Annotated in this window: 20 protein-coding genes and 1 tRNA gene; 15 read left to right on the forward strand and 6 right to left on the reverse strand. The window is 62.0% G+C overall.

Annotated elements, in window-relative coordinates; translation table 11 throughout:
• Nucleotides 1-50: 50 nt before the first annotated feature.
• The 12 genes from FEZ59_RS13325 to FEZ59_RS13380 all read left to right on the forward strand — a co-directional run bounded on the left by FEZ59_RS13325 (nucleotide 51) and on the right by FEZ59_RS13380 (nucleotide 16,486).
• The gene (locus FEZ59_RS13325; protein ID WP_019748660.1) at nucleotides 51-1,637 is read left to right on the forward strand and encodes an anthranilate synthase component I; all 1,587 of its coding nucleotides are present in this window, start codon (nucleotides 51-53) and stop codon (nucleotides 1,635-1,637) included.
• Nucleotides 1,634-2,341: a TIGR02234 family membrane protein gene (locus FEZ59_RS13330; protein ID WP_019748659.1), complete on the forward strand. Its 708-nt coding sequence runs from the start codon at nucleotides 1,634-1,636 to the stop codon at nucleotides 2,339-2,341. The genes FEZ59_RS13325 and FEZ59_RS13330 overlap by 4 nt, the downstream gene beginning before the upstream one ends.
• A gap of 125 nt (nucleotides 2,342-2,466) precedes the next feature.
• Nucleotides 2,467-3,276: an indole-3-glycerol phosphate synthase TrpC gene (trpC, locus tag FEZ59_RS13335; RefSeq protein ID WP_003944016.1), complete on the forward strand. Its 810-nt coding sequence runs from the start codon at nucleotides 2,467-2,469 to the stop codon at nucleotides 3,274-3,276.
• Between the two features lie 74 nt (nucleotides 3,277-3,350).
• Complete coding sequence (gene trpB / locus FEZ59_RS13340; protein WP_172932763.1) at nucleotides 3,351-4,700, forward strand: tryptophan synthase subunit beta; 1,350 nt, start codon at nucleotides 3,351-3,353, stop codon at nucleotides 4,698-4,700.
• On the forward strand, nucleotides 4,697-5,500 hold the full coding sequence (gene trpA / locus FEZ59_RS13345; protein WP_003944010.1) for a tryptophan synthase subunit alpha: 804 nt from the start codon (nucleotides 4,697-4,699) through the stop codon (nucleotides 5,498-5,500). The genes trpB and trpA overlap by 4 nt, the downstream gene beginning before the upstream one ends.
• Entirely contained in the window at nucleotides 5,497-6,570 is a 1,074-nt protein-coding gene (gene lgt, locus FEZ59_RS13350) for a prolipoprotein diacylglyceryl transferase (RefSeq protein ID WP_019748656.1), read from the forward strand. Before trpA ends, lgt begins: the two co-directional genes overlap by 4 nt.
• Complete coding sequence (locus tag FEZ59_RS13355) at nucleotides 6,567-6,992, forward strand: TM2 domain-containing protein (protein WP_020907925.1); 426 nt, start codon at nucleotides 6,567-6,569, stop codon at nucleotides 6,990-6,992. Before lgt ends, FEZ59_RS13355 begins: the two co-directional genes overlap by 4 nt.
• 127 nt (nucleotides 6,993-7,119) lie before the next feature.
• The gene (locus FEZ59_RS13360) at nucleotides 7,120-7,998 is read left to right on the forward strand and encodes a TM2 domain-containing protein (protein WP_029538193.1); all 879 of its coding nucleotides are present in this window, start codon (nucleotides 7,120-7,122) and stop codon (nucleotides 7,996-7,998) included.
• 131 nt (nucleotides 7,999-8,129) lie between these two features.
• On the forward strand, nucleotides 8,130-12,608 hold the full coding sequence (gene gltB / locus FEZ59_RS13365; RefSeq protein ID WP_172932764.1) for a glutamate synthase large subunit: 4,479 nt from the start codon (nucleotides 8,130-8,132) through the stop codon (nucleotides 12,606-12,608).
• The gene (locus FEZ59_RS13370; RefSeq protein ID WP_020969747.1) at nucleotides 12,601-14,103 is read left to right on the forward strand and encodes a glutamate synthase subunit beta; all 1,503 of its coding nucleotides are present in this window, start codon (nucleotides 12,601-12,603) and stop codon (nucleotides 14,101-14,103) included. The genes gltB and FEZ59_RS13370 overlap by 8 nt, the downstream gene beginning before the upstream one ends.
• Nucleotides 14,104-14,185: 82 nt before the next feature.
• Nucleotides 14,186-15,604 carry a pyruvate kinase gene (pyk, locus tag FEZ59_RS13375; RefSeq protein ID WP_003944038.1) on the forward strand — a complete coding sequence of 473 codons (1,419 nt, stop codon included), beginning with the start codon at nucleotides 14,186-14,188 and terminating at the stop codon, nucleotides 15,602-15,604.
• Complete coding sequence (locus tag FEZ59_RS13380) at nucleotides 15,605-16,486, forward strand: acyl-CoA thioesterase II (protein ID WP_019748651.1); 882 nt, start codon at nucleotides 15,605-15,607, stop codon at nucleotides 16,484-16,486. It begins immediately after the preceding gene.
• Nucleotides 16,487-16,519: 33 nt separating this feature from the next.
• Here FEZ59_RS13380 and FEZ59_RS13385 read toward each other — a convergent pair whose 3' ends face one another.
• A complete protein-coding gene (locus FEZ59_RS13385) occupies nucleotides 16,520-17,023 on the reverse strand; it encodes an SRPBCC domain-containing protein (protein ID WP_003944006.1) in 504 nt (167 codons plus the stop codon).
• 278 nt (nucleotides 17,024-17,301) lie between these two features.
• Between FEZ59_RS13385 and FEZ59_RS13390 the strand changes: the two genes are divergently transcribed.
• Nucleotides 17,302-18,219 carry a tetrahydrofolate dehydrogenase/cyclohydrolase catalytic domain-containing protein gene (locus FEZ59_RS13390; RefSeq protein WP_060939342.1) on the forward strand — a complete coding sequence of 306 codons (918 nt, stop codon included), beginning with the start codon at nucleotides 17,302-17,304 and terminating at the stop codon, nucleotides 18,217-18,219.
• A 188-nt stretch (nucleotides 18,220-18,407) separates the two neighbouring features.
• On the opposite strand, the gene FEZ59_RS13395 is transcribed toward FEZ59_RS13390, so the two are convergent.
• Complete coding sequence (locus tag FEZ59_RS13395) at nucleotides 18,408-19,040, reverse strand: hypothetical protein (protein ID WP_172932765.1); 633 nt, start codon at nucleotides 19,038-19,040, stop codon at nucleotides 18,408-18,410.
• A gap of 75 nt (nucleotides 19,041-19,115) precedes the next feature.
• Nucleotides 19,116-19,192, reverse strand: a tRNA-Leu gene (locus tag FEZ59_RS13400).
• Nucleotides 19,193-19,299: 107 nt separating this feature from the next.
• Here FEZ59_RS13400 and FEZ59_RS13405 point away from each other — a divergent pair.
• Nucleotides 19,300-19,917 (forward strand): ANTAR domain-containing response regulator, encoded by a 618-nt coding sequence (locus tag FEZ59_RS13405; protein ID WP_003944029.1) that lies wholly within the window; start codon nucleotides 19,300-19,302, stop codon nucleotides 19,915-19,917.
• Between the two features lie 218 nt (nucleotides 19,918-20,135).
• Nucleotides 20,136-21,467, forward strand: coding sequence for an ABC transporter substrate-binding protein (locus FEZ59_RS13410; protein WP_003944031.1), 1,332 nt, complete (start codon nucleotides 20,136-20,138; stop codon nucleotides 21,465-21,467).
• A 56-nt stretch (nucleotides 21,468-21,523) separates the two neighbouring features.
• Here the strand turns inward: FEZ59_RS13410 and FEZ59_RS13415 are convergent, their stop codons facing one another.
• Genes FEZ59_RS13415 through FEZ59_RS13425 form a run of 3 tightly spaced genes read right to left on the reverse strand, consistent with a single transcriptional unit; the run spans nucleotide 21,524 to nucleotide 24,337 of the window.
• The gene (locus tag FEZ59_RS13415; RefSeq protein ID WP_007728720.1) at nucleotides 21,524-22,330 is read right to left on the reverse strand and encodes an ABC transporter ATP-binding protein; all 807 of its coding nucleotides are present in this window, start codon (nucleotides 22,328-22,330) and stop codon (nucleotides 21,524-21,526) included.
• Nucleotides 22,327-23,355, reverse strand: a complete 1,029-nt coding sequence (locus tag FEZ59_RS13420; RefSeq protein WP_020907906.1) for an ABC transporter ATP-binding protein — start codon at nucleotides 23,353-23,355, stop codon at nucleotides 22,327-22,329. Before FEZ59_RS13420 ends, FEZ59_RS13415 begins: the two co-directional genes overlap by 4 nt.
• Complete coding sequence (locus tag FEZ59_RS13425; protein WP_003944088.1) at nucleotides 23,348-24,337, reverse strand: branched-chain amino acid ABC transporter permease; 990 nt, start codon at nucleotides 24,335-24,337, stop codon at nucleotides 23,348-23,350. The genes FEZ59_RS13420 and FEZ59_RS13425 overlap by 8 nt, the downstream gene beginning before the upstream one ends.
• Between the last annotated feature and the right edge of the window lies 1 nt (nucleotide 24,338).

Consider the following 24,338-nt stretch of genomic DNA (forward strand, 5'->3'; position numbering starts at 1 on the left):
AGGTTACCCGCGCACGACGACCGTGTGGGGGAGCCTGGGATGATGGAGGCATGCACGGCGAGCCCACCTCCATGTCCGCACGGTCGTCCGACACCGCGATCGTCGGTGACGCGTCCGATTCCACCACCACTCGGGAGCAGTTCCGTGCCCTCGCAGCTGAGCACCGGGTCGTTCCGGTCACTCGGAAAGTGTTGGCGGACTCCGAAACTCCGCTCTCGGCGTACGAGAAGTTGGCCGGCAATCGTCCAGGCACCTTCTTGCTCGAGTCGGCCGAGAACGGTCGTTCGTGGTCGCGGTGGTCGTTCATCGGCGTCGGGAGTCCGGCTGCACTGACCGTCGTGGACGGAGAGGCGGCTTGGTACGGCAATGTTCCGGCCGGTGCTCCGGCCGGCGGTGACCCGATCGATGCACTCGGTGCCACCCTCGAACTACTTCGTTCGGAGCGACTTCCCGACCTACCCCCGCTGACCGGCGGAATGGTCGGGTTCCTCGGTTACGACGCGGTGCGGCGCCTCGAGAGATTGGGTGACTCCGCGGTCGACGACCTGCAGATACCCGAGATGGTCATGCTGCTTGCTGCCGACATCGCCGCTGTCGATCACCACGAAGGGGCGATCACCCTCATCGCCAATGCGGTCAACTGGGACGGCACCGACGAGCGTGTCGACACGGCGTACGACGACGCGGTCGCCAGGTTGGACGCGATGACTCGCGCTCTCGCGGCGCCGGCGAAATCGACGGTGTCGACATTCTCGAAAGCGACTCCGAACTACCGTCGTCAACGCACCACCGAGAGCTTCGGTGTCGACGTCAAAAAGTTGATCGGCGACATCGAAGCGGGCGAGGCATTCCAGGTAGTTCTCTCGCAGCGATTCGAGATCGATTGCACTGCAGCACCGATCGACGTGTACCGGATGCTGCGCGCGTCGAACCCCAGCCCGTACATGTATCTGCTCAACGTGCCGAACGGTGACGGAGAGACGGCGTTTTCGATCGTCGGTTCGAGCCCTGAAGCACTGGTCACCGTCGCCGAGGGCGTCGCGACAACACACCCGATCGCTGGAACCAGATGGCGCGGTGCCACAGAGGAGGACGACATCCTGCTCGAGAAGGACCTCCTCGCCGACGAGAAGGAAAACTCCGAGCACCTCATGCTCGTCGATCTGGGGCGAAACGATCTGGGTCGTGTCTGTCGCCCGGGCACGGTGAAGGTGCACGACTACCGGCACATCGAGCGGTACAGCCACGTGATGCATCTCGTATCGACCGTCACCGGTCATCTGGCCGAGGGAAAGCACGCTCTCGACGCGGTCACCGCATGCTTCCCCGCTGGAACCCTGTCAGGGGCACCCAAGGTGCGTGCGATGCAGCTGATCGAAGAACTCGAGCCCACCAGGCGGGGTATCTACGGCGGCATCGTCGGCTACCTCGACTTCGCCGGCGACGCCGACACCGCGATCGCGATCCGAACGGCATTGATCAAGGACGGGATCGGATATGTCCAGGCGGGCGCCGGCGTCGTCGCCGACTCCGATCCGGTCTACGAGGACACCGAGGCCCGCAACAAGGCGATGGCAGTGCTGAGCGCCATCGCGTCGGCGCACACCCTGCGCACCATCGGAGGTGACGATCAGTGAGTGAGAACGAGTCGATTGCAGCGGAGCAGCCTACAAGGGCTTCTCGTGGCACCGCTGTGCCGAGGACGCTTTTGCTTGCACTGTCGGCAGCAGCTCTGTGGGGCAGCTCACGAATGACGTGGGTTCATCTGACCTCGAGCGACGGCAAGACGCTGGAGCGGACGACGGACCTCGACGGCAGCACCTGGGCGGCGGCGATGACTCCGCTCGCGCTCGCGCTTCTGGCGGCGATCGCGGCGTCGTTCGCGGTGCGAGGTTGGGCGCTTCGTGTGGTCGGACTGTTGGTGGCACTCGTCGCCGTCGCGGTAGCGGTTCCGGCGGTGCAGTTGTTGGTGTCCGGAGCCTCTGCGGACCGAGCGGTGGAGTTGGCCGAGTTGTCCGGTCACCCGGAAGATCTCTCGACGACTGTTTCGGTACTGCCTGCCTTGCTTGCGTTGCTCGGAGCGGTGGCGGCGCTCGGCGCAGCAGTACTTCTGATGCGCAAACCTCCAGTGCGAGGCGGGTTGTCGTCGAAGTACGACAACCCGGCCGCGCGCCGCGAAGCTGCAGCCAAGCTCGGTCAGGGAGACACGCCCGCGTCGGACGAGCCTGTGACACAACGGATGTTGTGGGACGCGCTCGATGCCGGAGAGGACCCGACAGTGGCTGACGGGGACGACGGAGCTGGGGGAGGCAACGGTGCGAAACCGGGGTCGTCGCACTGAGTAAGACTGAACCCTCACCTGCGTGGGTACCCCGGCGGAGTAGCAAAATTTCGTCCCACTAGGCTGAGACCACCCTGATGACGTATCTCACATCGGGCTCTTGCCCAGAAAGGATTCGGGCCACGATGACCGTACTCGACTCGATTCTCGACGGGGTGCGCGCTGATGTCGCCGCCCGCGAAGCCGTACTCGACTTCGCTGCAGTCAAGGCTGCTGCGGCCGCTGCACCGCCTGCACTCGATGCTGCAGCAGCACTTCTGGAATCGAGCATCGGCGTCATCGCCGAGGTCAAGCGAGCGAGCCCCTCAAAGGGTGCGCTGGCCGACATTGCCGATCCCGCAGAGCTTGCCGCGGCTTACCAAGCCGGTGGCGCACGCATCATCAGTGTTCTCACCGAAGAGCGCCGTTTTCACGGCTCGTTGGCCGACCTCGACGCAGTCCGTAAAGCGGTCACCATTCCGGTGCTGCGCAAGGACTTCATCGTGGGGCCGTACCAGATTCACGAAGCTCGCGCTCACGGCGCCGACGTCATCTTGCTGATCGTCGCGGCACTCGAACAGCAGGCGCTCGCCTCGCTGATCGATCGCACCGAATCTCTGGGAATGACTGCCCTCGTCGAGGTGCACACCGAGGAAGAAGCCAACCGCGCGCTCGAAGCCGGCGCCAAGGTGATCGGTGTCAACGCGCGCAATCTCAAAACCCTCGAGGTGGACAAGAACACCTTCGGTCGCATTGCTCCCGGTCTGCCGACCGAGACGATCAAGATCGCCGAATCGGGTGTTCGCGGAACTGCCGATCTGTTGGCGTACGCCGGTGCGGGCGCCGACGCAGTGCTCGTCGGTGAAGGCCTCGTGACCAGCGGCGACCCTCGCAAGGCCGTCGCAGATCTGGTCAATGCCGGTGCTCACCCGTCCTGCCCCAAACCGTCTCGATAAAGCGCTTCACCCGCCCGGCGTGCTTTGATGCACCCGGGCGGTGACCAGCGACACCGTTGGGGCAGACTGGTGGGGTGACTTCACGTACTCAGGAACCAGGCTCCGGTGCAGTATTCAAGGGCGGCAATCTGCCGCCGGCCAGCGCGGGACTCACCGAGCGCTCTCACGACCCGGATGCCGGAGGGCATTTCGGCGTCTATGGCGGACGGCATGTGCCGGAAGCCCTCATGGCGGTTATCGAGGAAGTCACTGCGGAGTACGAAAAGGCTCGCGCGGACGACACGTTCTTGAACGAACTCGATCGCTTGCAGCGCGATTACACCGGGCGTCCGTCGCCGATTTTCGAGGCAACACGAATGAGCGAGTTCGCCGGTGGTGCGCGCATCATTCTCAAGCGTGAAGATCTGAACCACACCGGTTCTCACAAGATCAACAATGTTCTCGGTCAGGTTCTGCTGGCGAAGCGTATGGGCAAGACCCGCATCATCGCCGAGACCGGAGCGGGCCAGCACGGTGTGGCATCGGCCACCGCCTGTGCACTGCTCGGTCTCGAGTGCGTCATCTACATGGGTGCTGTCGACACCGAACGTCAAGCACTGAACGTCGCACGCATGCGCCTGCTCGGCGCGGAGGTCGTCTCGGTCGAGACCGGTTCGCGCACGCTCAAGGACGCGATCAACGAAGCCTTGCGCGACTGGGTTTCCCACGCGGACAACACCTATTACTGCTTCGGTACCGCGGCAGGCCCGCACCCGTTCCCCACCATCGTTCGCGACTTCCAGCGAGTGGTCGGCCTCGAAACACGCGTCCAGGTTCAGGCACTGACCGGCCGCCTGCCCGATGCAGTCACAGCCTGCGTCGGAGGCGGCTCCAACGCAATCGGACTCTTCCATCCGTTCATCGACGATCTGTCGGTACGTCTGGTTGGCTACGAAGCAGCCGGCGACGGTGTCGAAACCGGAAGGCATGCAGCAACGTTCGCCGGCGGTACCCCTGGCGCATTCCAGGGTGCCTACTCCTACCTGCTCCAGGACGAAGACGGTCAGACCATCGAATCGCACTCGATCTCTGCTGGTCTGGACTACCCGGGCGTCGGACCCGAGCACGCTTACCTGAGCGATATCGGGCGTGCCACCTACGAACCCGTCACCGACAGCGAAGCGATGGATGCTCTACTGCTGCTCTCGCGCCGCGAAGGCATCATCCCGGCCATCGAATCCGCCCACGCCGTTGCCGGCGCGCTCCGACTGGGCAAGGAACTCGGCGAGGGCGCGATCATCGTCGTCAATCTCTCCGGTCGCGGTGACAAGGACATGGACACCGCCGCAAGCTGGTTCGGTCTCTTCGACGGCGCCTCGAGTCAGGCAACCGCTCCGGCTGATGCAGCAGACCAGAACGACAACACGGAAGGCTCGGACAAGTGAGCGAACGACCATCACGCCTCGCACCCACCTTTGCAGCGTGCAAGGCTGACAAGCGTGCCGCCCTCGTCGGTTACCTGCCTGCCGGTTATCCGACCGTTCCCGAATCGATCGACGTGTTCAAGGCGATGGTCGACGGTGGCTGCGACATCATCGAAGTCGGTGTCGCGTATTCCGATCCGGTCATGGACGGTCCGACCATCCAGCGTGCAGCCGAAACCGCACTCACCAACGGCGTTCGCCTTCGCGACATCTTCACCGTGATCGAGCAGATCAGTTCGGTCGGCGGCAAGGCCGTCGTGATGACCTACTGGAACCCGGTACTGCAGTACGGCGTCGACAAGTTCGCACGAGACCTCGCTTCCGCCGGCGGGCTCGGACTCATCACCCCCAACCTCATTCCGGAAGAAGCAGGCGCCTGGATGGAAGCATCCGAGGAGCACCACCTCGACCGGATCTTCCTTGTCGCCCCGTCCTCGACGGAAGAACGGCTCGCGATGACACTCGACGCGAGTAGTGGATTTATCTACGCGGCCTCGACAATGGGTGTCACCGGCGCTCGAGACGCCGTGTCTTCGATGGCTCCGGAACTGACCGCACGAATCCGCGCGCATTCCGACATTCCCGTCGGCGTCGGATTGGGTGTTCGGTCCGGCGCACAAGCTGCCGAAATCGCGGCGTACGCCGATGCCGTCATCGTCGGCTCGGCTCTGGTCTCCGCGGTCGAGAACGGCTTGGGAGCGGTTCGCTCGCTCACCGAAGAACTCGCCGAGGGCGTCCGCTCGGCTACCGTGGCGTCGTGACCTCAACTGTGGACCTACTGGCCTATATCCCCAGCCCGCCCCAAGGCGTCTGGTACGTCGGACCGGTAGCGCTGCGCGCCTACGCGCTCTTCATCATCCTCGGCATCATCGTCGCGATCGTGTGGGGAGATCGTCGTTGGGTCGCCCGCGGCGGCGAGAAGGGGACCGTTCTCGACATCGCGATCTGGGCTGTTCCGTTCGGTCTGATCGGTGGCAGGCTCTATCACGTATTGACCGACTGGCCCGCCTATTTCGGCGAGAACGGTCAGCCTCTCGATGCACTCAAGGTGTGGCAGGGAGGCCTCGGAATCTGGGGAGCTGTGTTCCTCGGCGGCATCGGTGCGTGGATCGGCTGCCGTCGACGCGGCATTCCGGTTTCCGCGCTCGGTGATGCGATTGCGCCCGGAATCCTGCTCGCGCAGGCCATCGGTCGTATCGGCAACTACTTCAACCAGGAGTTGTACGGTCGCGAGACCACCGTCCCATGGGGCCTCGAGATCTTCGAGCGTGTGAACTCCTCCGGCCAGCTCGATCAACTGGCAGGTGTCTCCAACGGAGAAGTCATTCGGGTCGTTCACCCGACGTTCCTCTACGAAGCTGTGTGGAACGTCCTGATCGTGATCCTGCTGGTCCTCGTCGACCGCCGATTCAAGATCGGTCACGGACGCCTGTTTGCTCTGTACGTCGCGGGTTATTGCCTGGGCCGGTTTGTCGTCGAACTGATGCGCGACGATTTCGCATACGAGATCGCCGGCATTCGAGTCAACACATTCACTTCGGGGATCGTGTTCTTCGCCGCACTGGCCTACTTCTTCCTGGCGAAGAAGGGTCGTGAGGATCCGGCTGATTTGAAGTCGAAGGACTACGTCGCTGCGGTAGCTGCCGGCGAAGCAGGAGTCGCGGCGCCAGTTACCGAAACTGATTCGGCGAAGGCCGACGCGAAAGGCGCCGACGCTGAAGATTCTGAATCCGATGCTGCTGAATCCGCTTCCAGTGAGGCAAGCGCCTCCACGGCAGCGTCGGATGAGTCGTCGGACGCGGTGAAGCTGTCGAAGAAAGACAAGCCGTGACAGGTCCCTATTCGCAAGGGGGATTCCCCGAGGATCAGGGACCGGTCTACGGCGCGCCCAATCCGTACGGATATCAGCAGCCACTGCCCGCTCAATCGATGTACGGGTTCGGAGATCCCTATGCGCCGTACGGTCGGCACCCGGTAACGGGGGAACCGTATTCCGACAAGTCGAAAGCTACAGCTGGACTGTTGCAGATCTTGCTGGGCTTCTTCGGAATCTGTGGAGTCGGTCGTCTTTACATCGGGAGCGTCGGCATTGGACTGTGCCAACTGCTCGGCATGTTCTTCGCGCTGTTCATGTCCGCGTTCCTCATCGGAATTCCATTTGCCATCGGAATTTGGATCTGGGCGTTCGTCGACGGCATCGTGATACTTTCGGGCAATGCGCGGGACGGTGTTCGCCGGCCGTTACGAGGATGATCCGGGAGCACGAACCGAGGAAAGATCTGTGGGGGACCGGCCACGCGAAGGCCGAACCCGTCTCGTGGCCCGATAACAAAAGCTATTACGTACCGTCGTCGAATCGAAGGAAAGTACGTTGCCTAACTTGAACAAGAATCCGGAACCGTCCGAGTCGGGGGACTCGTCAGGATCGCAGCCGCCGGTTCCACCCCAGTTCGGGTCGCCGTTCGACTACGACGCGACGGCAGATGCGTCGTTGACGGAAACCTCGGCGCCAACGGAAAAGACTCCGTCGACGGAGACCACCGGCACCGGTCCAGGCTGGGACACGTATTCGGGAGTCGGGAACGGCCCGGGCTGGGGAAACCACCCCATCTACCCGCCGCCGACCGGAACCGAATCGACTACAGCGTTCCCCACTGCCGATTCTGATTCCACCCCGAGTCAGCCCACGGCGCCTTACACGTCGCAGGAAAGCTACGCCGCCCAGAACTATCCGGCGACCGACCATCCGGCGCCGGACTACTCGAGGCCGACCCAAACCCCGACGGACGGTCCCGTCTACGGTGCGCCGGCAGATCAAACTCCGAATCCCTACGCGGCTCCGCCGCAGGGCTACCCCGCCGCTCCGCCGCAGGGAAGCCAGAATTACGGTCAGCAGCAGGGCTACCCCCAGCCTGGATATTCGCAGCCCGGTTACGGTCAGCCTCAGGGTTACCCGCAAGGTCAGGGTTATCCTCAGCCTGGTTTCGGCCTTGTCGATCCGTCCGCACCCTACGGACGTGACCCGATGACCGGCGAACCGTATTCGGACAAGTCGAAGACGACCGCCGGATTGCTGGGCATTCTGCTCGGCGGTTTCGGAGCAGGACGTTTTTACCTCAACCAGCCCGGCATGGCTGTCGCACAGATCGCGGTCACTTGGTTGACGTGTGGAATCGGTGGCATCTGGCCGCTCATCGACGGAATCATGATGTTGACCGGCAGTGTGCGCGATCAGTACAACCGACCTTTGCGTAGCTGATCGAAAACGATGTTCGGAACTGTGGCCCCCTGACGCTCGTCGTCAGGGGGTCACACTTTTCTCTCGCGACCTGCGGTTATGTGCTGATAAACTAACGAACGTCGGCTGCATGACCGTGTGGAGGTCGCCGAGTGCCGTTTTCTCGAATACCTGATCCTCGAGGCCTGTACGACCCCGATCAGGAAACCGATTCATGTGGTGTAGCCGTAGTAGCAGACACCTCTGGACGTCACCTGCATTCCATTGTCGACGAGGCGCTCGCGGTCCTGGCCAATCTCACCCACCGTGGCGCGGTCGGGCGCGAGTGCAACAGTGGTGACGGCGCGGGCATCCTTCTTCAGCTGCCGACGGAATTCTTCGACGCGGTGACCGCGTTCGAGCTTCCACCACCCAACGCGATGGGTGAGAACACCTACGCAGCCGGAAACTGCTTTCTCCCGGTGGATCAGGAAGCACGTGGGCGCGCGGTAGTTCGGATACACCGGTACGCAGCGGCAGAAGGACTGCGGATTATCGGGTGGCGGGAGGTCCCAGTCGACCGTGACTGCGTCGGAACCGTTGCCGCGCAGTGCGCTCCGTACATCAGTCAATGTTTTGTGACGTGCGCCGAGCCAAGAGATCGCAGTGTGGGCGGAATTGCCTTGGACCGACGAGTGTTCGCGCTCAGGAGACAAGTCGAGCGAATTCATTCGGCCGATGATGCGGTGTATTTCCCCTCGTTGTCCGCCCGAACCATCGTGTACAAGGGCATGCTCACGCCGACGCAGTTACCCGGTTACTTCACCGACCTATGCGACGCCCGAATGCGAACTGCCTTGGCGGTCGTGCACAGTCGGTACTCCACGAACACTTTTCCGTCGTGGTCACTTGCTCAGCCGTATCGCTGCATCGCTCACAACGGCGAGATCAATACGATTGTGGGAAACAGGAATTGGATGCGCGCTCGCGAGCCGATGTTGCGGAGCGCACTTTTGGGTGGGGACATCGATCGCATGTTTCCGATCTGTACCCCGGGTGGATCCGACTCTTCGTCGTTCGACGAAGTGCTCGAGTTTCTGACGCTCGGGGGCCGCAGTGTGCAGCACGCCATCGCGATGATGATTCCCGGTGCCTGGGAGAACGATTCTTCGATGCCAGACGAGATGAGGGCCTTCTACCAATTTCACGCTTGCCTGATGGAACCATGGGACGGTCCGGCGTCCGTGACGTTCAGCGACGGCACTGTTGTCGGGGCGGTGTTGGATCGTAACGGTCTTCGCCCCGGGCGATGGTGGCGGATGAGGAACGGCCGTATCGTGTTGGCGAGTGAGAGCGGTGTGTTCGACGCTCCGACGTCCGAGGTGTTGGAGAAGGGGCGCCTCGAACCGGGTCGAATGTTCCTCGTCGACACCGCTCGTCGTGGCATCGTTTCCGATGCGGAGATCAAATCCGAACTCGCGAGCACAGCCCCCTACCGGGAATGGGTCGACGGGGGATTGGTCGATCTCGAGGAAATCCCCGAGTCGGCGCCTGCCCGAGGCGATCCGGCTCCGCTGTTGCAAAGGCAGGTGCTCTTCGGATACCAGGCAGAGGACTTGCAGGAAGTTCTCCTTCCAATGGCTCGCTCAGGATCGGAGCCGTTGGGATCGATGGGAGTCGACACACCTCTCGCCGTTCTCTCGGATCGGCCGAAGCTGTTGTACGACTACTTCGTCCAGCTCTTTGCTCAGGTGACGAACCCGCCTTTGGACGCGATTCGCGAGGAAGTCGTCACTACGCTTGGTGTCACCCTCGGCGCTGAGCAGAACTTGTTCGAAGCGTCGGCGCTGTCGTGCCGAAGGATTGTTCTCGATAAACCGGTGATTGGACCGGGGAAGATGGCGAAGGTCGCCGAACTGTGCGGCGCAAGAACTCCGAGAAGCGCTGTCCTACGGGGAGGTTTCGATCCGAGAGGCAGTCTCGGCGAAGGCGTCGAGAGGCTTCGTGAGTCCGCCCGAACGGTCGCCGCAGCCGGAATCGAGATTCTGGTGATCTCCGACCGTGGATCGGGCCCTGAGCAGGCTCCCATTCCGTCATTGCTCGCAGTATCTGCCGTGCATCACGATCTGGTTCGGCATGGCCTGCGAACCAAGGTTTCCCTCGTCGTCGAGTCGGGTGACGCGCGCGAAGTTCATCACATCGCGCTGCTGATCGGCTACGGTGCTGCGGCTGTCCACCCCTATCTTGCTCTCGAATCGGTAGAAGCACTCAGCGAGCAAGACGAGCTTCCCGGAATAGATTCGAAAATGGCATCGGACAACTATCTGAGAGCGGCAAATTCCGGCGTGCTCAAAGTGATGTCGAAGATGGGAATCGCTACGGTTCACTCCTATACGGGCGCACAGGTATTCGAGGCAGTGGGCTTGGGCCGAGAATTGGTCGACGAATACTTCTGCAACACACGAAGCAGGATCGGCGGGATCGGTATCACCGAAGTCGCGCGAGAAGTTCTGATGCGTCACGCGGCCACGTATCGTACGGTGCGGCATCGTCAGTTGAGCAGCAGTGGAGAGTTCCGGTATCGCCGCGGTGGTGAATTGCATGTGTTCACACCCGAGTCCGTGTTCTTCCTTCAGCATGCGACCCGGACGGGGCGAAGTGAGATGTTTCGTCGCTACAGCGATGAAGTCGATCGACTGAGTGCGCAGGGCGGAACACTTCGGGGGCTGTTTCGATTTCGGCGTGGGATTCGTCCGCCGATTCCGCTCCGTCAGGTCGAACCCGTCGAGTTGATTCTCGCTCGATTCAACACCGGTGCGATGAGCTACGGCTCCCTCTCTGCCGAGGCTCACGAGACGATGGCAGTCGCGATGAATGCTCTCGGCGGACGTTCCAACACCGGTGAGGGCGGAGAGTCACCGGAGCGGTTGCGCGACAACAAGCGTCGAAGCGCAGTCAAGCAGGTCGCGAGTGGGCGCTTCGGGGTGACCAGCGATTACCTGGTCAACGCCACCGACATTCAGATCAAGATGGCCCAGGGTGCCAAGCCCGGTGAAGGAGGGCAGCTTCCGGGGTCCAAGGTGTACCCGTGGATCGCGGAAACCCGGTACTCGACACCTGGAGTCGGGCTCATTTCTCCGCCCCCGCACCACGACATCTATTCGATCGAGGATCTCGCCCAATTGATCTACGACCTCAGATGCGCAAACGATCGTGCGCGGATACACGTGAAGTTGGTCAGCGCAGTCGGAGTCGGGACTGTTGCGGCAGGTGTGGCCAAAGCGCACGCCGACGTGGTGCTGATCTCCGGTCACGACGGCGGGACGGGGGCGGCGGCACTCTCGTCCATCCACCACGCTGGTACGCCCTGGGAGATCGGGCTGGCCGAAACTCAGCAGACCTTGGTGCTCAACGGGTTACGCGATCGGATCGTCGTCCAGTGTGACGGGGGTTTGCGCACGGCGCGGGACGTCGTCGTCGCCGCGTTGCTGGGGGCGCAGGAGTACGGGTTTTCCACGGCGCCACTGATCGCGGCCGGCTGCGTCATGATGCGGGTATGTCACCTCGACACCTGCCCCGTCGGAGTAGCGACGCAGAATCCCGAACTGCGAGAGCGATTCACCGGCCGGCCGGAGTACGTCGAGAACTTCTTTCGCTTCATCGCCGACGACGTACGACGTTTGTTGGCAGAACTGGGGTTTCGAAGTATCGACGACGCTCTGGGCCACGCAGACGTATTGGAAATGTCTCCGGCGGTGGCGCATTGGAAGAGTCGCACGTTGGACCTCTCACCACTCTTCGACGTTCCGGCCGCGCCGACCGGCGCGGCCTACCCGCCGTGTGTACCTGTCTCGAGCGAACTCGAACGCACCCTGATCGAGTGCGCGGCGAACTCACTCGAGGACGCTCGACCCGTGCATATCGAACTGCCAGTACACAATACGGATCGGGCGGTGGGAACGAGGCTGGGCGCAGAGGTGACCAGACGTTACGGCGCCGTCGGGCTACCTCAAGGCACCATCGACGTCGTGCTCAGTGGAACGGCAGGCCAGTCACTCGGTGCGTTCCTGCCGCCCGGCATCTCGCTGGTCGTTGTCGGCGATGCAAACGACTACGTGGGGAAGGGGCTCTCCGGTGGACGAATCGCGCTTCGGCCGAGTGAGGACGCGCCCTTCGTAGCGGAGGATCAGGTGATTGCCGGCAATACGCTGCTGTACGGAGCTACGAGCGGTGCGCTCTATGCCAGGGGGCGTGTCGGGGAACGATTCGCGGTGCGCAACTCGGGCGCGGTCGCTGTGGTGGAAGGCGTCGGAGACCATGCGTGCGAGTACATGACCGGGGGTCGCGTCGTCATCATCGGCCCAACTGGTAGGAACCTTGCTGCGGGAATGTCGGGCGGAATTGCCTTCGTACTCGACGTGAAGGCAGAGAAGGTCAACGGCGACATGGTCGTTCTGGAGCGGCCTTCGGCGGAAGACTGCAGTCAGCTGGTCGAAATTCTCGGCGAGCATTTGGCTGCGACCGGCTCGCCGGTGGCGGCAAAACTTCTCGACGACTGGGTTGGCCAGAGTCCGAGATTCACCAAAGTTTTGCCTGTCGACTACCGGAAGGTCGTGGAAGAGAACGAACTGGTGGAGCCGGCTCATGCCTGACGCACGCGGGTTCCTCAACGTGAAACGATCCGGCTCACCGACCAGATCGACCGATGTGCGTGTCGGCGACTGGGCGTCGGTATACGAGTCGCTGGATCCCGTCGTGCGAAATCGAGACGTATCTGCACAGGCCTCGCGTTGCATGGACTGCGCTGTGCCGTACTGCCATTCGGCCGACGTGGGGTGTCCGCTCGGCAATCTCATTCCGGAATGGAACGACCTGGTTCGGCGTGGACGGTGGTCCGAAGCCTCGGAGAATCTGCATTCCACCAACAATTTCCCCGAGTTCACCGGACATCTGTGCCCCGCACCGTGCGAAACGGCGTGCGTTCTCGCACTCGACGACGAGCACACGTCGGGGGGTGTCACCATCAAGCGCATCGAACAGGCAATCGTCGACAACGCCTGGGAGTCGGGTTGGTTGGGGCCGCAGGCACCGGTAGTTCACAGTGGAAACCGTGTTGCAGTTGTCGGTTCGGGACCGGCGGGACTGGCTGCGGCTCAACAACTGACACGAGCCGGACACAGTGTCACGGTGTTCGAGCGGAGCGATCGGATCGGGGGACTGCTTCGCTACGGAATTCCGGAATTCAAGTTGCCCAAGGCCCTCATCAACCGGCGGCTGGACCAACTGACCGCCGAGGGGACCAGATTCGTCACCGACTGCGCCGTCGGAGTGAACGTGAGCGCGCACGACCTCTCGACGGAATTCGAGGCGGTAGTCCTGGCGGTCGGGGCTGACCGTGCCAGAGACACAGACGTACCGGGTCGTAGTCTTCGCGGAATCCATCGTGCGATGACGTACCTGCGTGCGGCCAACCACGAATGCGAGGGTGACGGAGCGTCGAGCATCTCGGCGCGAGGTAAGAACGTCGTGATCATCGGTGGCGGCGACACGGCCGCCGACTGCCTCGGCACGGTGCATCGCCAAGGCGCCCTCTCGGTGACGGAATTGGATTACCACGTCCCACCTCCGGCACGCCGCGATCGAGATCGCGACCCATGGCCGTTGTGGCCGCGGGTCCTACGCAGCTCGCCGGCAGACGAGGAGGGCAGTGACAAACGATTCCGATGGGCGGCGCAGGAATTTCTCGACGACGGTGGGGGTGCGGTCCGCGCAATCCGGATGGTTCCGGTAGCCGTGTCGCGGGGGACGAATGGACAACGGACCCTGGTGGAGACCGGCGACACGACGGATCTGGTGTGCGAGATGGTCCTGCTCGCTCTGGGTTTCGACGGCGTCGAAACCGCCCCACTGCTCACCGACCTTGATGTCGGCACCGATCCACTCGGCAGAATCGAGTGTGATGTCGGGTGGCAGACCCGGACACCCGGCGTATTCGTCTGCGGCGACGCGCATCGCGGCGCGTCGCTGGTCGTGTGGGCGATTGCCGAGGGACGGTCGGCCGCACGTGCCGTCGACATGTTTCTCACAGGCGAGTCGGCGCTTCCGGCTCCGGTTCATCCAAAGGCATTTCCGCTGTTCGTGAGCTGACCAACTGAATCGAGTAAGTACAGAAAGTGCAGGTCGCAAATGCCGGATAGAAGTGCGGTGGGGTAGCGACTAGGCTCGAGCCGTGAACCGACGGACAAAAATTGTATGCACACTTGGACCTGCGACAGCTTCTGGCGACCGCATCCGTGAGCTCGTGGAGAGCGGCATGGACGTGGCGCGCCTCAACTTCAGCCACGGCGAGCATGCCGATCACGAAGAAAACTACATTCGCGTCCGCGCCGCGTCGGACGCCACCGGAAAGGCCGTCGGTGTTCTCGCCGACCTTCAGGGGCCCAAGATTCGCCTCGGCCGATTCAAGGACGAGCGGACCACCTGGGCCAACGGTGAAGAGGTTCGTATCACCGTCGACGACGTCGAGGGAACGCACGATCGCGTCGGGACCACGTACAAGGAATTGGCGCGCGACGCCAAGGCCGGCGATCGACTGCTGGTCGACGACGGAAAGGTCGGCCTGGTCGTCACGTCCATCGACGGCAACGACGTCGTCTGTCGGGTCACCGAAGGCGGTCCGGTCAGCAACAACAAGGGCCTCTCACTGCCCGGTATGAACGTCTCCGTTCCAGCCCTGTCGGGCAAGGACATCGCCGACCTCGAGTTCGCTCTCAAGCTGGGTGTCGACTTCATTGCACTCTCCTTCGTTCGCTCACCGGCGGACGTCGAATTGGTTCACGCCATCATGGATCGAGTCGGGCGCCGCGTTCCCGTCATCGCGAAGCTCGAGAAGCCCGAGGCCATCGACAATCTCGAGGCCATCGTGCTCGCGTTCGACGCCGTCATGGTCGCCCGCGGTGACCTCGGTGTCGAGTTGCCGCTCGAGCAGGTCCCGCTCGTTCAGAAGCGCGCAATCCAGATTGCTCGTGAGAACGCGAAGCCGGTCATCGTCGCGACGCAGATGCTCGAGTCGATGATCGAGAACTCACGTCCCACTCGTGCAGAGGCATCCGATGTCGCCAACGCCGTTCTCGACGGCGCCGACGCAGTCATGCTCTCGGGCGAGACTTCGGTGGGCAAGTACGTCATGGAAACCGTTCGCACCATGGCCCGCATCGTCGAGGCCGTCGAGAACGAATCAACCCGTGTCCCACCGTTGACCCACGTCCCGCGCACCAAGCGCGGAGTCATCTCGTACGCAGCACGCGACATCGGCGAACGTCTCGACGCCAAGGCCTTGGTTGCGTTCACTCAGTCCGGTGACACGGTGCGTCGACTGGCTCGTCTGCACACGCCGCTGCCGTTGCTCGCCTTCACACCGCTGCCTGCGGTGCGCAGTCAGCTGACGCTGACGTGGGGAACCGAGACGTTCCTGGTCGATGCGGTGGCCACCACTGACGAGATGGTGCGTCAGGTGGACAGTGCGTTGCTCTCCCTCGGGCGGTACGTCAAGGGAGACCTCGTGGTCATCGTTGCCGGATCCCCTCCGGGAACTGTCGGTTCCACCAACCTCATTCACGTCCACCGTATCGGCGAAGAGGACCACTGAGTGACCCACGCGAACGCGTCCACCGACCTCGGTACTCTTCTCGGTCTGTTGGATCTGGAGCAGATCGGTGACGACGCGTTCCGTGGATACCACCCGAAACAGGTAGGTTCGCGGACGTTCGGCGGTCAATTGGTGTCTCAGGCACTGATGGCCGCCGGACGGACTGTCGACGGTGATCGCCCCATCCATGCCGTGAACGCCCATTTCATTCGGGGCGGAGATGTGAAGGCGCCTATCGAGTACCGGGTGGAGCGTCATCGTGACGGGAGGGCATTCGCCAACCGTCAGGTGACTGCCTATCAGGGTGAGAACGAATTGTTCGTGATGCTCGCGGCGTTCCAGGACTCCGGCAAGGGGCTCGACCATGCTGTCGAGATCCCGGATGTTCCACTTCCGGAGTCGTTGCCTCCCATCGGCGATCATCTGGTGGGGTACGAGGAAAAACTGCCGCATTTCAGTGCGGCGCTCAAGCCGATCGACATGCGGTACGCCAACGATCCGGCGTGGATCCTCAAGGGCACCGGCGAGAAACTCAACCACAATCGGGTGTGGATGCGCCCCGACGGTGATCTGCCGGACGATTCGCTCATTCACGCTGCGACGCTGGCATATTCGTCCGACACCACCGTGCTCGATTCGATTCTGACCACTCATGGTTTGTCCTGGGGTCATGATCGTATCGTCGCGGCGACGGTCAATCATTCGATCTGGTTCCATCGCCCGTTCCGGTTCACCGACTGGGTTCTGTACGCCACCGAATCGCCGGTCGCCGCAGGTTCGCGCGGTCTGGCAACCGGACGGTACTTCTCGGTGGAAGGACTGCTGTTGGCGACGGTGGTCCAAGAAGGAATGATCAGGCATTTCCCGCGTAAAGGGGAATGAGATGCGGGCCCGAGACTGAACTCGGGCCCAGAATCAAGCAGACTTGCGATATTGCGGTGAGAGTTCGTCGGCGCGGTCCCACGGAGACCAGTCGACTTCGCGTCCATCGAGTTGGGCCGCAACAACTTCCAAGCCCGCGTGCCAGCCGGCGGCGTGGGCGTACGCGGACTCTTCGTCTTCCATCGTGTGGGTGAGGGTCAGCCAGCAACCGCCGGTGCCGTCCGGTGCCAGTTCCCAATGCAGAGTATCTGCGTCCCAGAGGAATTCGAGAATTCGGTGCGGGTGGACGCTGATGACCGTCCCGCGCGTCACGTGATCTGCGGGCAGTCCGAATCGCTCGACTTGTTCCGGGGTCACCTTGAACAGCAGATCCGCGCCTGGAGTGAGATTGAAATCGACGTCCGCCGGGAACCAGGCGTCGAGGTACTCGCGTTCCGTTATCACTTTCCAGACCTTGTCCGGTGCGTGCGGAATTGCCAGTTGGAAGCTCAGTGACACCCGACCGTCATAGGTCAGGTTTATCTTGCCGTTGTCCATCGGTGCCTCCAATGCTTGGTGCCCGTGCGGTTGCCCCCATCGTGCCATCTAATTGCTTGGGATGGAATAACTGCAGGTCAGATCGTTACCTATTGATAGGTTATGTCGATTTGTCTCGTTTTGAGAGCGGCGTTCCGGATGCGTTTCGTGGCAGTGAGACAAACGCGCGGTACGCTGACCACGCACGACTGGCGCGGGTGGGAATTACCACCGGGGAGTGCACATCGCGAGGCATCGACCGCCTGGGTGCTTCACACATCTTGTGTGAAGGGGGATTCATGTCTACCGAAAATCTGTCTACCGAAAATCTGCCCAGCCAGAACGTGGCCGCTCGAATAATCGACGGACGCGCAATTGCCGATGCTGCGCTCGCGGACCTGTCAGTGCGCACGAGGCAGTTTCGTGATGAGACGGGGCACGTTCCTTGCCTGGCCGCCGTCATCGTGGGAGCGGACCCGGCCTCGAAGGCGTATGTACAGATGAAGGCCAAACGGTCTGTCGCCGTCGGAATGACGTCGCGGACGGTCGAACTCCCGGTGAGTACAACCACCGAAGAACTAGTCGACGTGCTGAGAGCGTTGTCGGCGGACCCTTCGATCGACGGCATACTGCTGCAGCACCCGGTGCCAGGCCACATCGACGAACGGGCTGCGTTCGATGCCATCTCGGCCGACAAAGACGTCGACGGCGTTACCTCGGCAGCGTTCGCGGCAATGGCGTTGACCGGTGGGGGATTCGAATCATGTACACCGAGTGGCATCCTGCGCCTGCTCGACGCCACAGGCGTCGAACTCACCGGAAAGCATGCTGTCGTGGTCGGCCGAAGCCCGATACTCGGATTGCCGATGGGAATGCTCCTCCTGCGTCGAGGCGCAACGGTGACGTACTGCCATTCGCGAACCGTCGACCTGGCCGCCCACGTCGCCTCGGCAGACGTCGTTATCGCGGCCGTCGGTGTTCCGGAACTGATCAAAGGGGCGTGGATCAAGCCTGGGGCAGTGGTGATCGATGCGGGGTACAACGAGGGCAACGTCGGAGACGTGGAGTACGTCGCCGCACTCGCACATGCCGGTGCGATCACACCGGTGCCGGGTGGCGTCGGCCCCATGACGGTTGCCGTCCTGCTGGAACAAACACTGGCAGCAGCAGTTCGAGCAGCGGAAGTTCGGGCATGCAGTGAGAGTTCGGGCATGTAGTGAGAGTTCGGGCATGTAGTGAGAATCATGACAGTCGTGTTGGACCGGACCCAGCAATCGCCTCGGATCGATTGTGAGACCTCGGTTTCGAGACGGAGTATTCATCCGCCCCTCGATAACCGAATTACCGCGTCGAGCACCGCTGCGCTGGAATGGCTGAGCTGAGCGCGCAATTGGGTATTCGACAGTCAGCTGTCTGCCGTGGGGATGTCGATCATCAACTGGGACGGTGAATCGGATGTCGATACGGTGTATGCCGGACGGGTGTCGACCGTGCCGACAAACGACTGCAGGATCGCACTGTTCCTGGCCGCACTGTCTATGCGCGTGATGTTTTCGCCCTCGTGAGATACGGAGTTGAGCGACGAATCCGATTGGACTCCCATCAGGTCGACTTGAAGTATCGATCGACTTCCGACGTCCACGACTGTGCTGTCACCCGCTCGGATTGCTTCGCTGACGTATTCGGTTTTCCAGAACACTGATCCATTTCCGTCGAATCGGTAGGTGATTCGGGTGAAACCATCTTGATCGGTCACGTCGATCTCGGTCACGTCGACGCGCGGATTCGGTGAAGGGATCTCCGTGTCGTTCGGGAACGGAGCAAGCGTGGAGATCTCGGTTGGTGGGGCATCGATCGGGGGAGTGCCGACCTGAAGGGTGCCTGTCTGTGTTGCAGCATCGAGGACGGTCTGGGTGGAAGATTCGCCGGCAGTGTTGGATTCGCCGGCAGTGTCGGATTGGTCGTCAGTCTGACACCCGGGGAGCAGCGCGAAAACAGATATGGCTCCGAGCAGAGCAATCAGGCGACGACCGTTCATGGATCGAATCTAACTGCGGTCGATCTGGGGTACAGCCGAATGCCGAAACCTTGCGGTACGGCCAACTGCGGCAGGTGGTGCCCTCGGTGAGACTCGAACTCACACTGGACGGGTTTTGAATCCGTTTCCTCTGCCAATTGGGATACGAGGGCTTGTTGCGATGACTACATTAGAAGATGCGATTTCAATGTCAAACACCGGTACCCTCTAATCGTTCGCGTCTCGTGTCGGGGCGGTTCGATGGAGGAGGATGGTGGCCATGAATTCGCCGCAGCCGCAAGGCAATCAGCTCGCACCCCGTCGTGTTGTCGTCGCTGAAGACGAGGCGTTGATCCGCATGGATCTGGTCGAGATGCTCCGCGAAGAGGGCTACGACGTCGTCGGTGAGGCCGGTGACGGGCAGGTTGCGGTGGAGTTGGCCGAGTCGCTCAAGCCTGATCTGGTCATCATGGACGTGAAGATGCCCAGGAGAGACGGCATCGACGCCGCTTCGGAGATTGCCGCCAAGCGGATCGCTCCTGTTGTCATTCTCACAGCGTTCAGTCAGCGCGAGTTGGTCGAGCGCGCACGCGATGCCGGCGCCATGGCTTACTTGGTCAAGCCGTTCTCGATCAGTGACCTCGTTCCCGCTGTCGAATTGGCGGTCAGTCGTTTCCGCGAGGTGACGGCGCTCGAGCGTGAGGTCGCTGATCTTTCCGACCGGCTCGAAGCACGCAAGCTGATCGAGCGAGCCAAGAGTGTTCTGATGGTTCGCCAAGCGCTCACCGAACCTGAGGCGTTCAAGTGGATTCAGCGCGCCGCGATGGATCGGCGCTCCACGATGAAGGCGGTCGCACAGGTCGTACTGGAAACTCTGGGCGGTGAACCGGACGCTTGAGCAAAGTGTCCGGGTTATCCGGCTGCACTGAGTGGCTGCGTCGACCGTCGAAACGTCGCGCAGCGCTACAGCCGTGTAAACACTGTGCGCCTTCAGATAACAGTCAGGTCACAGGGCTTTCTTGAAGGATCGCGAAACGGTTCCAAGGTCTAGCGTCTGATCCCACAGCGAGCGCCAGTTCGGGTGGCGCGAGCACCGGCTGATCTTAGGAGCGTGGGATGGCTAGACGAACACTTGTGCGTACTGCTGCAGTTCTCGGCGCGGCATCACTGGCACTTGCAGGCTGTAGCTCGGACAAGTCGGATGACTCGTCTTCGAGTGGCTCTACGTCCGGCGCTTCCGCCGCGACGACATCCGTCACGACTGATTGCACCCCGGAGCAGGCCAAGGCCGGCGCCACCCCGTCCACGGAAGCGCTGCGTATCGGTACGCTTCTTCCCGATACAGGCAGCTTGTCGTTCCTCGGGCCGCCGATGGTCGCGGGCACCCAGCTGGGAGTCAACGACGTCAATGCAGCCGGAGGCGTTCTCGGCCAACCGGTCCAGCTGATTCCCGGCGATTCGGGTGACACCACAACGGACACCGCCAACACCACCGTCGACCGCGAATTGGCTGCAGGCACTCAGGTCATCGTCGGCGCCGCGTCGTCTTCGGTCTCGCTCAAGGTGATCGACAAGATCGCCAGCGCAGGCGTCGTGATGTTCTCGCCTGCCAACACCTCGGACCAATTCGTCTGCTACCCCGACAAGGGCATGTACTTCCGCACCGCTCCGACGGACGTACTGCAGGCTCAGGCCGTCGCACAGCTCATTTCGGACGACGGTGGTCAGCGCGTAGCGATCATGGCCCTCAACGACCCGTACGGGACGGGTCTGGCGGACAACATCGAAAAGAATCTGATCGATTCGGGCGTCCCCTCCGATCAGATCGAGAAGATCATCTACGACCCGAACGCGCAGTCGTTCAACTCCGAAGTCGATCAAGTCAAGAACTTCAATCCGGATGCAGTGGCATTGGTGGGCTTCGAGGAGTCGGCGAAGATCATCACGCGCATGCACGAAGTGGGCATCGGCCCGTCGGACGGAATGGCGATGTACGGCGTCGACGGCAACATGGGTAACGCGCTCGGCGAATCCGTGGCGAAGCCGTTGCTCGACACCATGCAGGGAACCACGCCCCTGACGGACGTCGGAGCTGCCTTCCAGGATCGTCTGAAGGCTGTGAACCCCTCTCTGATCGACTTCAACTACGCCGGAGAGTCGTACGACGCGGTGGTGATCTCAGCGCTCGCTGCCGAGCAGGCGAAGTCGACGGCCGGTACCGACATCGCAGCCAACATCAACAGCGTCACCGAAGGCGGCACCAAGTGCACGTCCTACGTCGAGTGCCTGCCGTTGGTGAAGGCGGGAACCGACATCGACTACGACGGCATCACCGGTGAGTTGGACTTCAACGATTCGGGAGAACCGTCCATCGGTTCGTACGGAAAGCTCAAGTTCGGCCCTGAGAACACGCTGACCACAGAAGGATTCGTGGTCGTGGGCAAGTAAGCAGCCAACGAGAATGGGCCAGGGTCGAGAGACCCTGGCCCATTCTCGTGTCTGTCCTACTTCTCTTTGCTTCCGGCGAGCGTTCCCAAGTACAACTCGATCACCTTGGGGTCGTTCATCAGATTGGCGCCGGTGTCGGTGTACGCGTTCTTACCCTGATCGAGTACGTAGCCGCGGTCGCAGATCTGAAGGCAGCGGCGCGCGTTCTGCTCGACCATGATGACCGAGACACCCGCAGCATTGATCTTCTTGCAGCGGATGAACACCTCGTCCTGGAACATGGGGGACAGGCCCGCGGACGGTTCGTCGAGCAGCAGCACCGACGGATCCATCATCAGGGCCCGGCCCATCGCGACCATCTGGCGTTCGCCGCCGGAGAGTGCGCCGGCCTTCACCTTTCGCCGTTCACTCAGAAGAGGGAACAGTTCACTCACGAAGGCGAATCGTTCCGCGAATGCCTTGGGACGCAGATAAATGCCCATTTCGAGGTTTTCTTCGATGGTCAGAGTCTGAAAGACGTTCTGTGTCTGAGGGACGTACCCGACTCCCTTCTGAACGAGGACGTGAGCGGGCGCAGACGTGATGTTGTCCTCGCGTAGGGTGACCGACCCTTCGCGTACCGGTATCAGTCCGAACAGTGATTTCAGGAGTGTCGATTTGCCTGCGCCGTTCGGTCCGATGATCCCGACGATTTCCCCTTCCTTCAGGAAGAAGTTGCATTCACGCAGGATGTTGACGCCGGGAATGTAGCCCGCGACGAGGCTGTCGGCGCGGAGTAGGGCACCTGCCGACAGTCGCTGATGCTCCTCGGCCGTCGCGGCGAACTCTGCAGGCGTCAGTGAACGTGCGTGGTTCTCGCTCATGGCTTCTCGTGCCTTCCGCGCGGTTCCTCGGGACTCGATTCCAGCGTCGCGGCGAGATCGGCCGGAAGGCTGTCGACGTCGGGTTCCGACAGGTCCCCGCCCGACTCGAGGGTTTCGACCTCGGCTTCAGCCAGGGCGGCGGCCAGAACGGCCGTCTCGCCCACCGGATTTCCGTTGTCGTCGAACTCGAGGGCCTGGTCATGGTGGCTGCCCAGATATGCGTCGACGACGGCTGTGTTGGACGAGAGTTCGTCCGGGGTGGATTCGGCGATGACGCTGCCCTGCGCCATGACCACCACCCAATCGCTGATATCTCGGATCACGTCCATGTCGTGTTCGACGAACACGACCGTCATTCCGTCGTCGCGCAATGATTTGATGTGTCCGAGCAGGCTTTGCGTCAGAGCAGGATTGACCCCCGCCATCGGTTCGTCGAGCATCACCACCGAGGGCGAGGTCATGAGTGCGCGAGCCATTTCGAGCAATTTGCGCTGCCCACCGGAGAGTGAACCGGCGAGGTCGTCTGCCTTGGTGTCGAGTTTGAATCGTGCGAGGAGTTCGTTGGCGCGTTCGGTGATCTCGCGTTCCTGGCCTTTCCAGATCCACGGAACGAGGGATGCAAAAATGCGTTCACCACGTTGGCCGGTGGCACCGAGACGTACGTTGTCCAGCACGGTGAGTTTGGAGAGCGCCTTGGTCAACTGGAACGTCCGTACCACTCCTTTCCTGGCTACCTGGTGGGGATACATGCGGCCCAGCGATTGACCGTCCATCGACCACGTACCGGTGTCCGGCCGGTCGAAACCGGTGAGGAGGTTGAAGAGCGTCGTTTTTCCGGCACCGTTTGGACCGATCAGACCCGTGATGCACCCTCGTTGAATCTCGAGGTGATCGACGTCGACGGCCTTGAGACCGCCGAACGTCCGCGAGACGTTGTCAGCGACCAACACCGGGTCGGGTTTCGCCGATCCGGGAAGGTGAGGAACGTCGGCAAAGATCTGTGCTCTGGTATCGGCGTCAAGCATTGAGTTGCACCTCCCGCTTGTTACCCAGTATTCCCTGCGGTCTGAAGACCATCAGGAGAGCAATCATCAATCCGAGCAGGACATATCTGGTGGCCCCGACTTGCTGTTCCGTGAGTGAAAGCAGCGGATTTTCGCCGGAGATCGCCTGACGCAGCAAGGCATCAGGGATGGCGAGGAGGAACCAGAACAACATTGCGCCGACCACCGGGCCGAATACCGTTGCCGCCCCGCCCAGAATCAGTGCGCCGAACGCGAAGAACGTCTGCGCGGTCGAGTAGAAGTCCGGGTTGATGGACTTGGTCTGCAAAGCGTTGAACACACCGGCCAGACCACCGATCACACCGCCGAGAACCAGCGCCTGCATCTTGTACACGAAGACGTTCTTGCCCAACGATCGCGCTGCGTCCTCGTCTTCGCGAACCGCCTTGAGGACGCGCCCCCACGGACTGTGCGTCAACAGGTAGACAAATCCGCACAAGATCAAGACCAGCGTCCACCCCACGACCATCGACCAGAGGTCGTCTCCGTAGAACTTCACGCCGAGAAATGAGTACTGCTTGGCCGAGTCGAAGGGGCTCAGTGCGGTGAACGGGTCTGCGAAACCGAACAGGCCATTGGTGGAACCGGTCACCGAATCCGACGCGGTCGAGCGGAAGATCAGACGCAGGATCTCCGAAGCGGCGATGGTCACGATGGCGAGATAGTCGGCGCGCAGACGCAGCGTCGGGATACCGAGCACGAGCGCGAGGAGCCCGGCTGCGGTAAGTCCGACGAGGATGCCGAGCCACAACGGCTGGTCGTAGGTCACGGTCATGATGCCGACGCCGTAGCCGCCGAGGAGGGCAAAACCGATCTGACCGAAGTTGAGCAGTCCGGCGTAGCCGAAGTGCAGGTTCAGCCCGATTGCCAGCAGTGCGTAGAAGATTGCCGACGGCCCGATCAACTGGGCGAAGGAAACCTGGAAAGCTCCCATGATGTCCATG

The sequence above is a fragment of the Rhodococcus sp. MS13 genome (assembly GCF_013277835.1).
In the GTDB taxonomy this organism is placed as follows: domain Bacteria; phylum Actinomycetota; class Actinomycetes; order Mycobacteriales; family Mycobacteriaceae; genus Rhodococcus_F; species Rhodococcus_F erythropolis.

What these genes read in the sequence shown, in the direction of transcription:
- FEZ59_RS13325 (WP_019748660.1), top strand. Translation starts at nt 51, where the DNA reads ATGCACGGCGAGCCCACCTCCATGTCCGCACGGTCGTCCGACACCGCG.
- FEZ59_RS13410 (WP_003944031.1), top strand. Translation starts at nt 20,136, where the DNA reads ATGGCTAGACGAACACTTGTGCGTACTGCTGCAGTTCTCGGCGCGGCA.
- FEZ59_RS13425 (WP_003944088.1), bottom strand. Translation starts at nt 24,337, where the DNA reads ATGGACATCATGGGAGCTTTCCAGGTTTCCTTCGCCCAGTTGATCGGG.
- FEZ59_RS13385 (WP_003944006.1), bottom strand. Translation starts at nt 17,023, where the DNA reads ATGGACAACGGCAAGATAAACCTGACCTATGACGGTCGGGTGTCACTG.
- FEZ59_RS13420 (WP_020907906.1), bottom strand. Translation starts at nt 23,355, where the DNA reads ATGCTTGACGCCGATACCAGAGCACAGATCTTTGCCGACGTTCCTCAC.
- FEZ59_RS13390 (WP_060939342.1), top strand. Translation starts at nt 17,302, where the DNA reads ATGTCTACCGAAAATCTGTCTACCGAAAATCTGCCCAGCCAGAACGTG.
- FEZ59_RS13415 (WP_007728720.1), bottom strand. Translation starts at nt 22,330, where the DNA reads ATGAGCGAGAACCACGCACGTTCACTGACGCCTGCAGAGTTCGCCGCG.
- FEZ59_RS13395 (WP_172932765.1), bottom strand. Translation starts at nt 19,040, where the DNA reads ATGAACGGTCGTCGCCTGATTGCTCTGCTCGGAGCCATATCTGTTTTC.
- FEZ59_RS13370 (WP_020969747.1), top strand. Translation starts at nt 12,601, where the DNA reads ATGCCTGACGCACGCGGGTTCCTCAACGTGAAACGATCCGGCTCACCG.
- FEZ59_RS13405 (WP_003944029.1), top strand. Translation starts at nt 19,300, where the DNA reads ATGAATTCGCCGCAGCCGCAAGGCAATCAGCTCGCACCCCGTCGTGTT.
- trpC (WP_003944016.1), top strand. Translation starts at nt 2,467, where the DNA reads ATGACCGTACTCGACTCGATTCTCGACGGGGTGCGCGCTGATGTCGCC.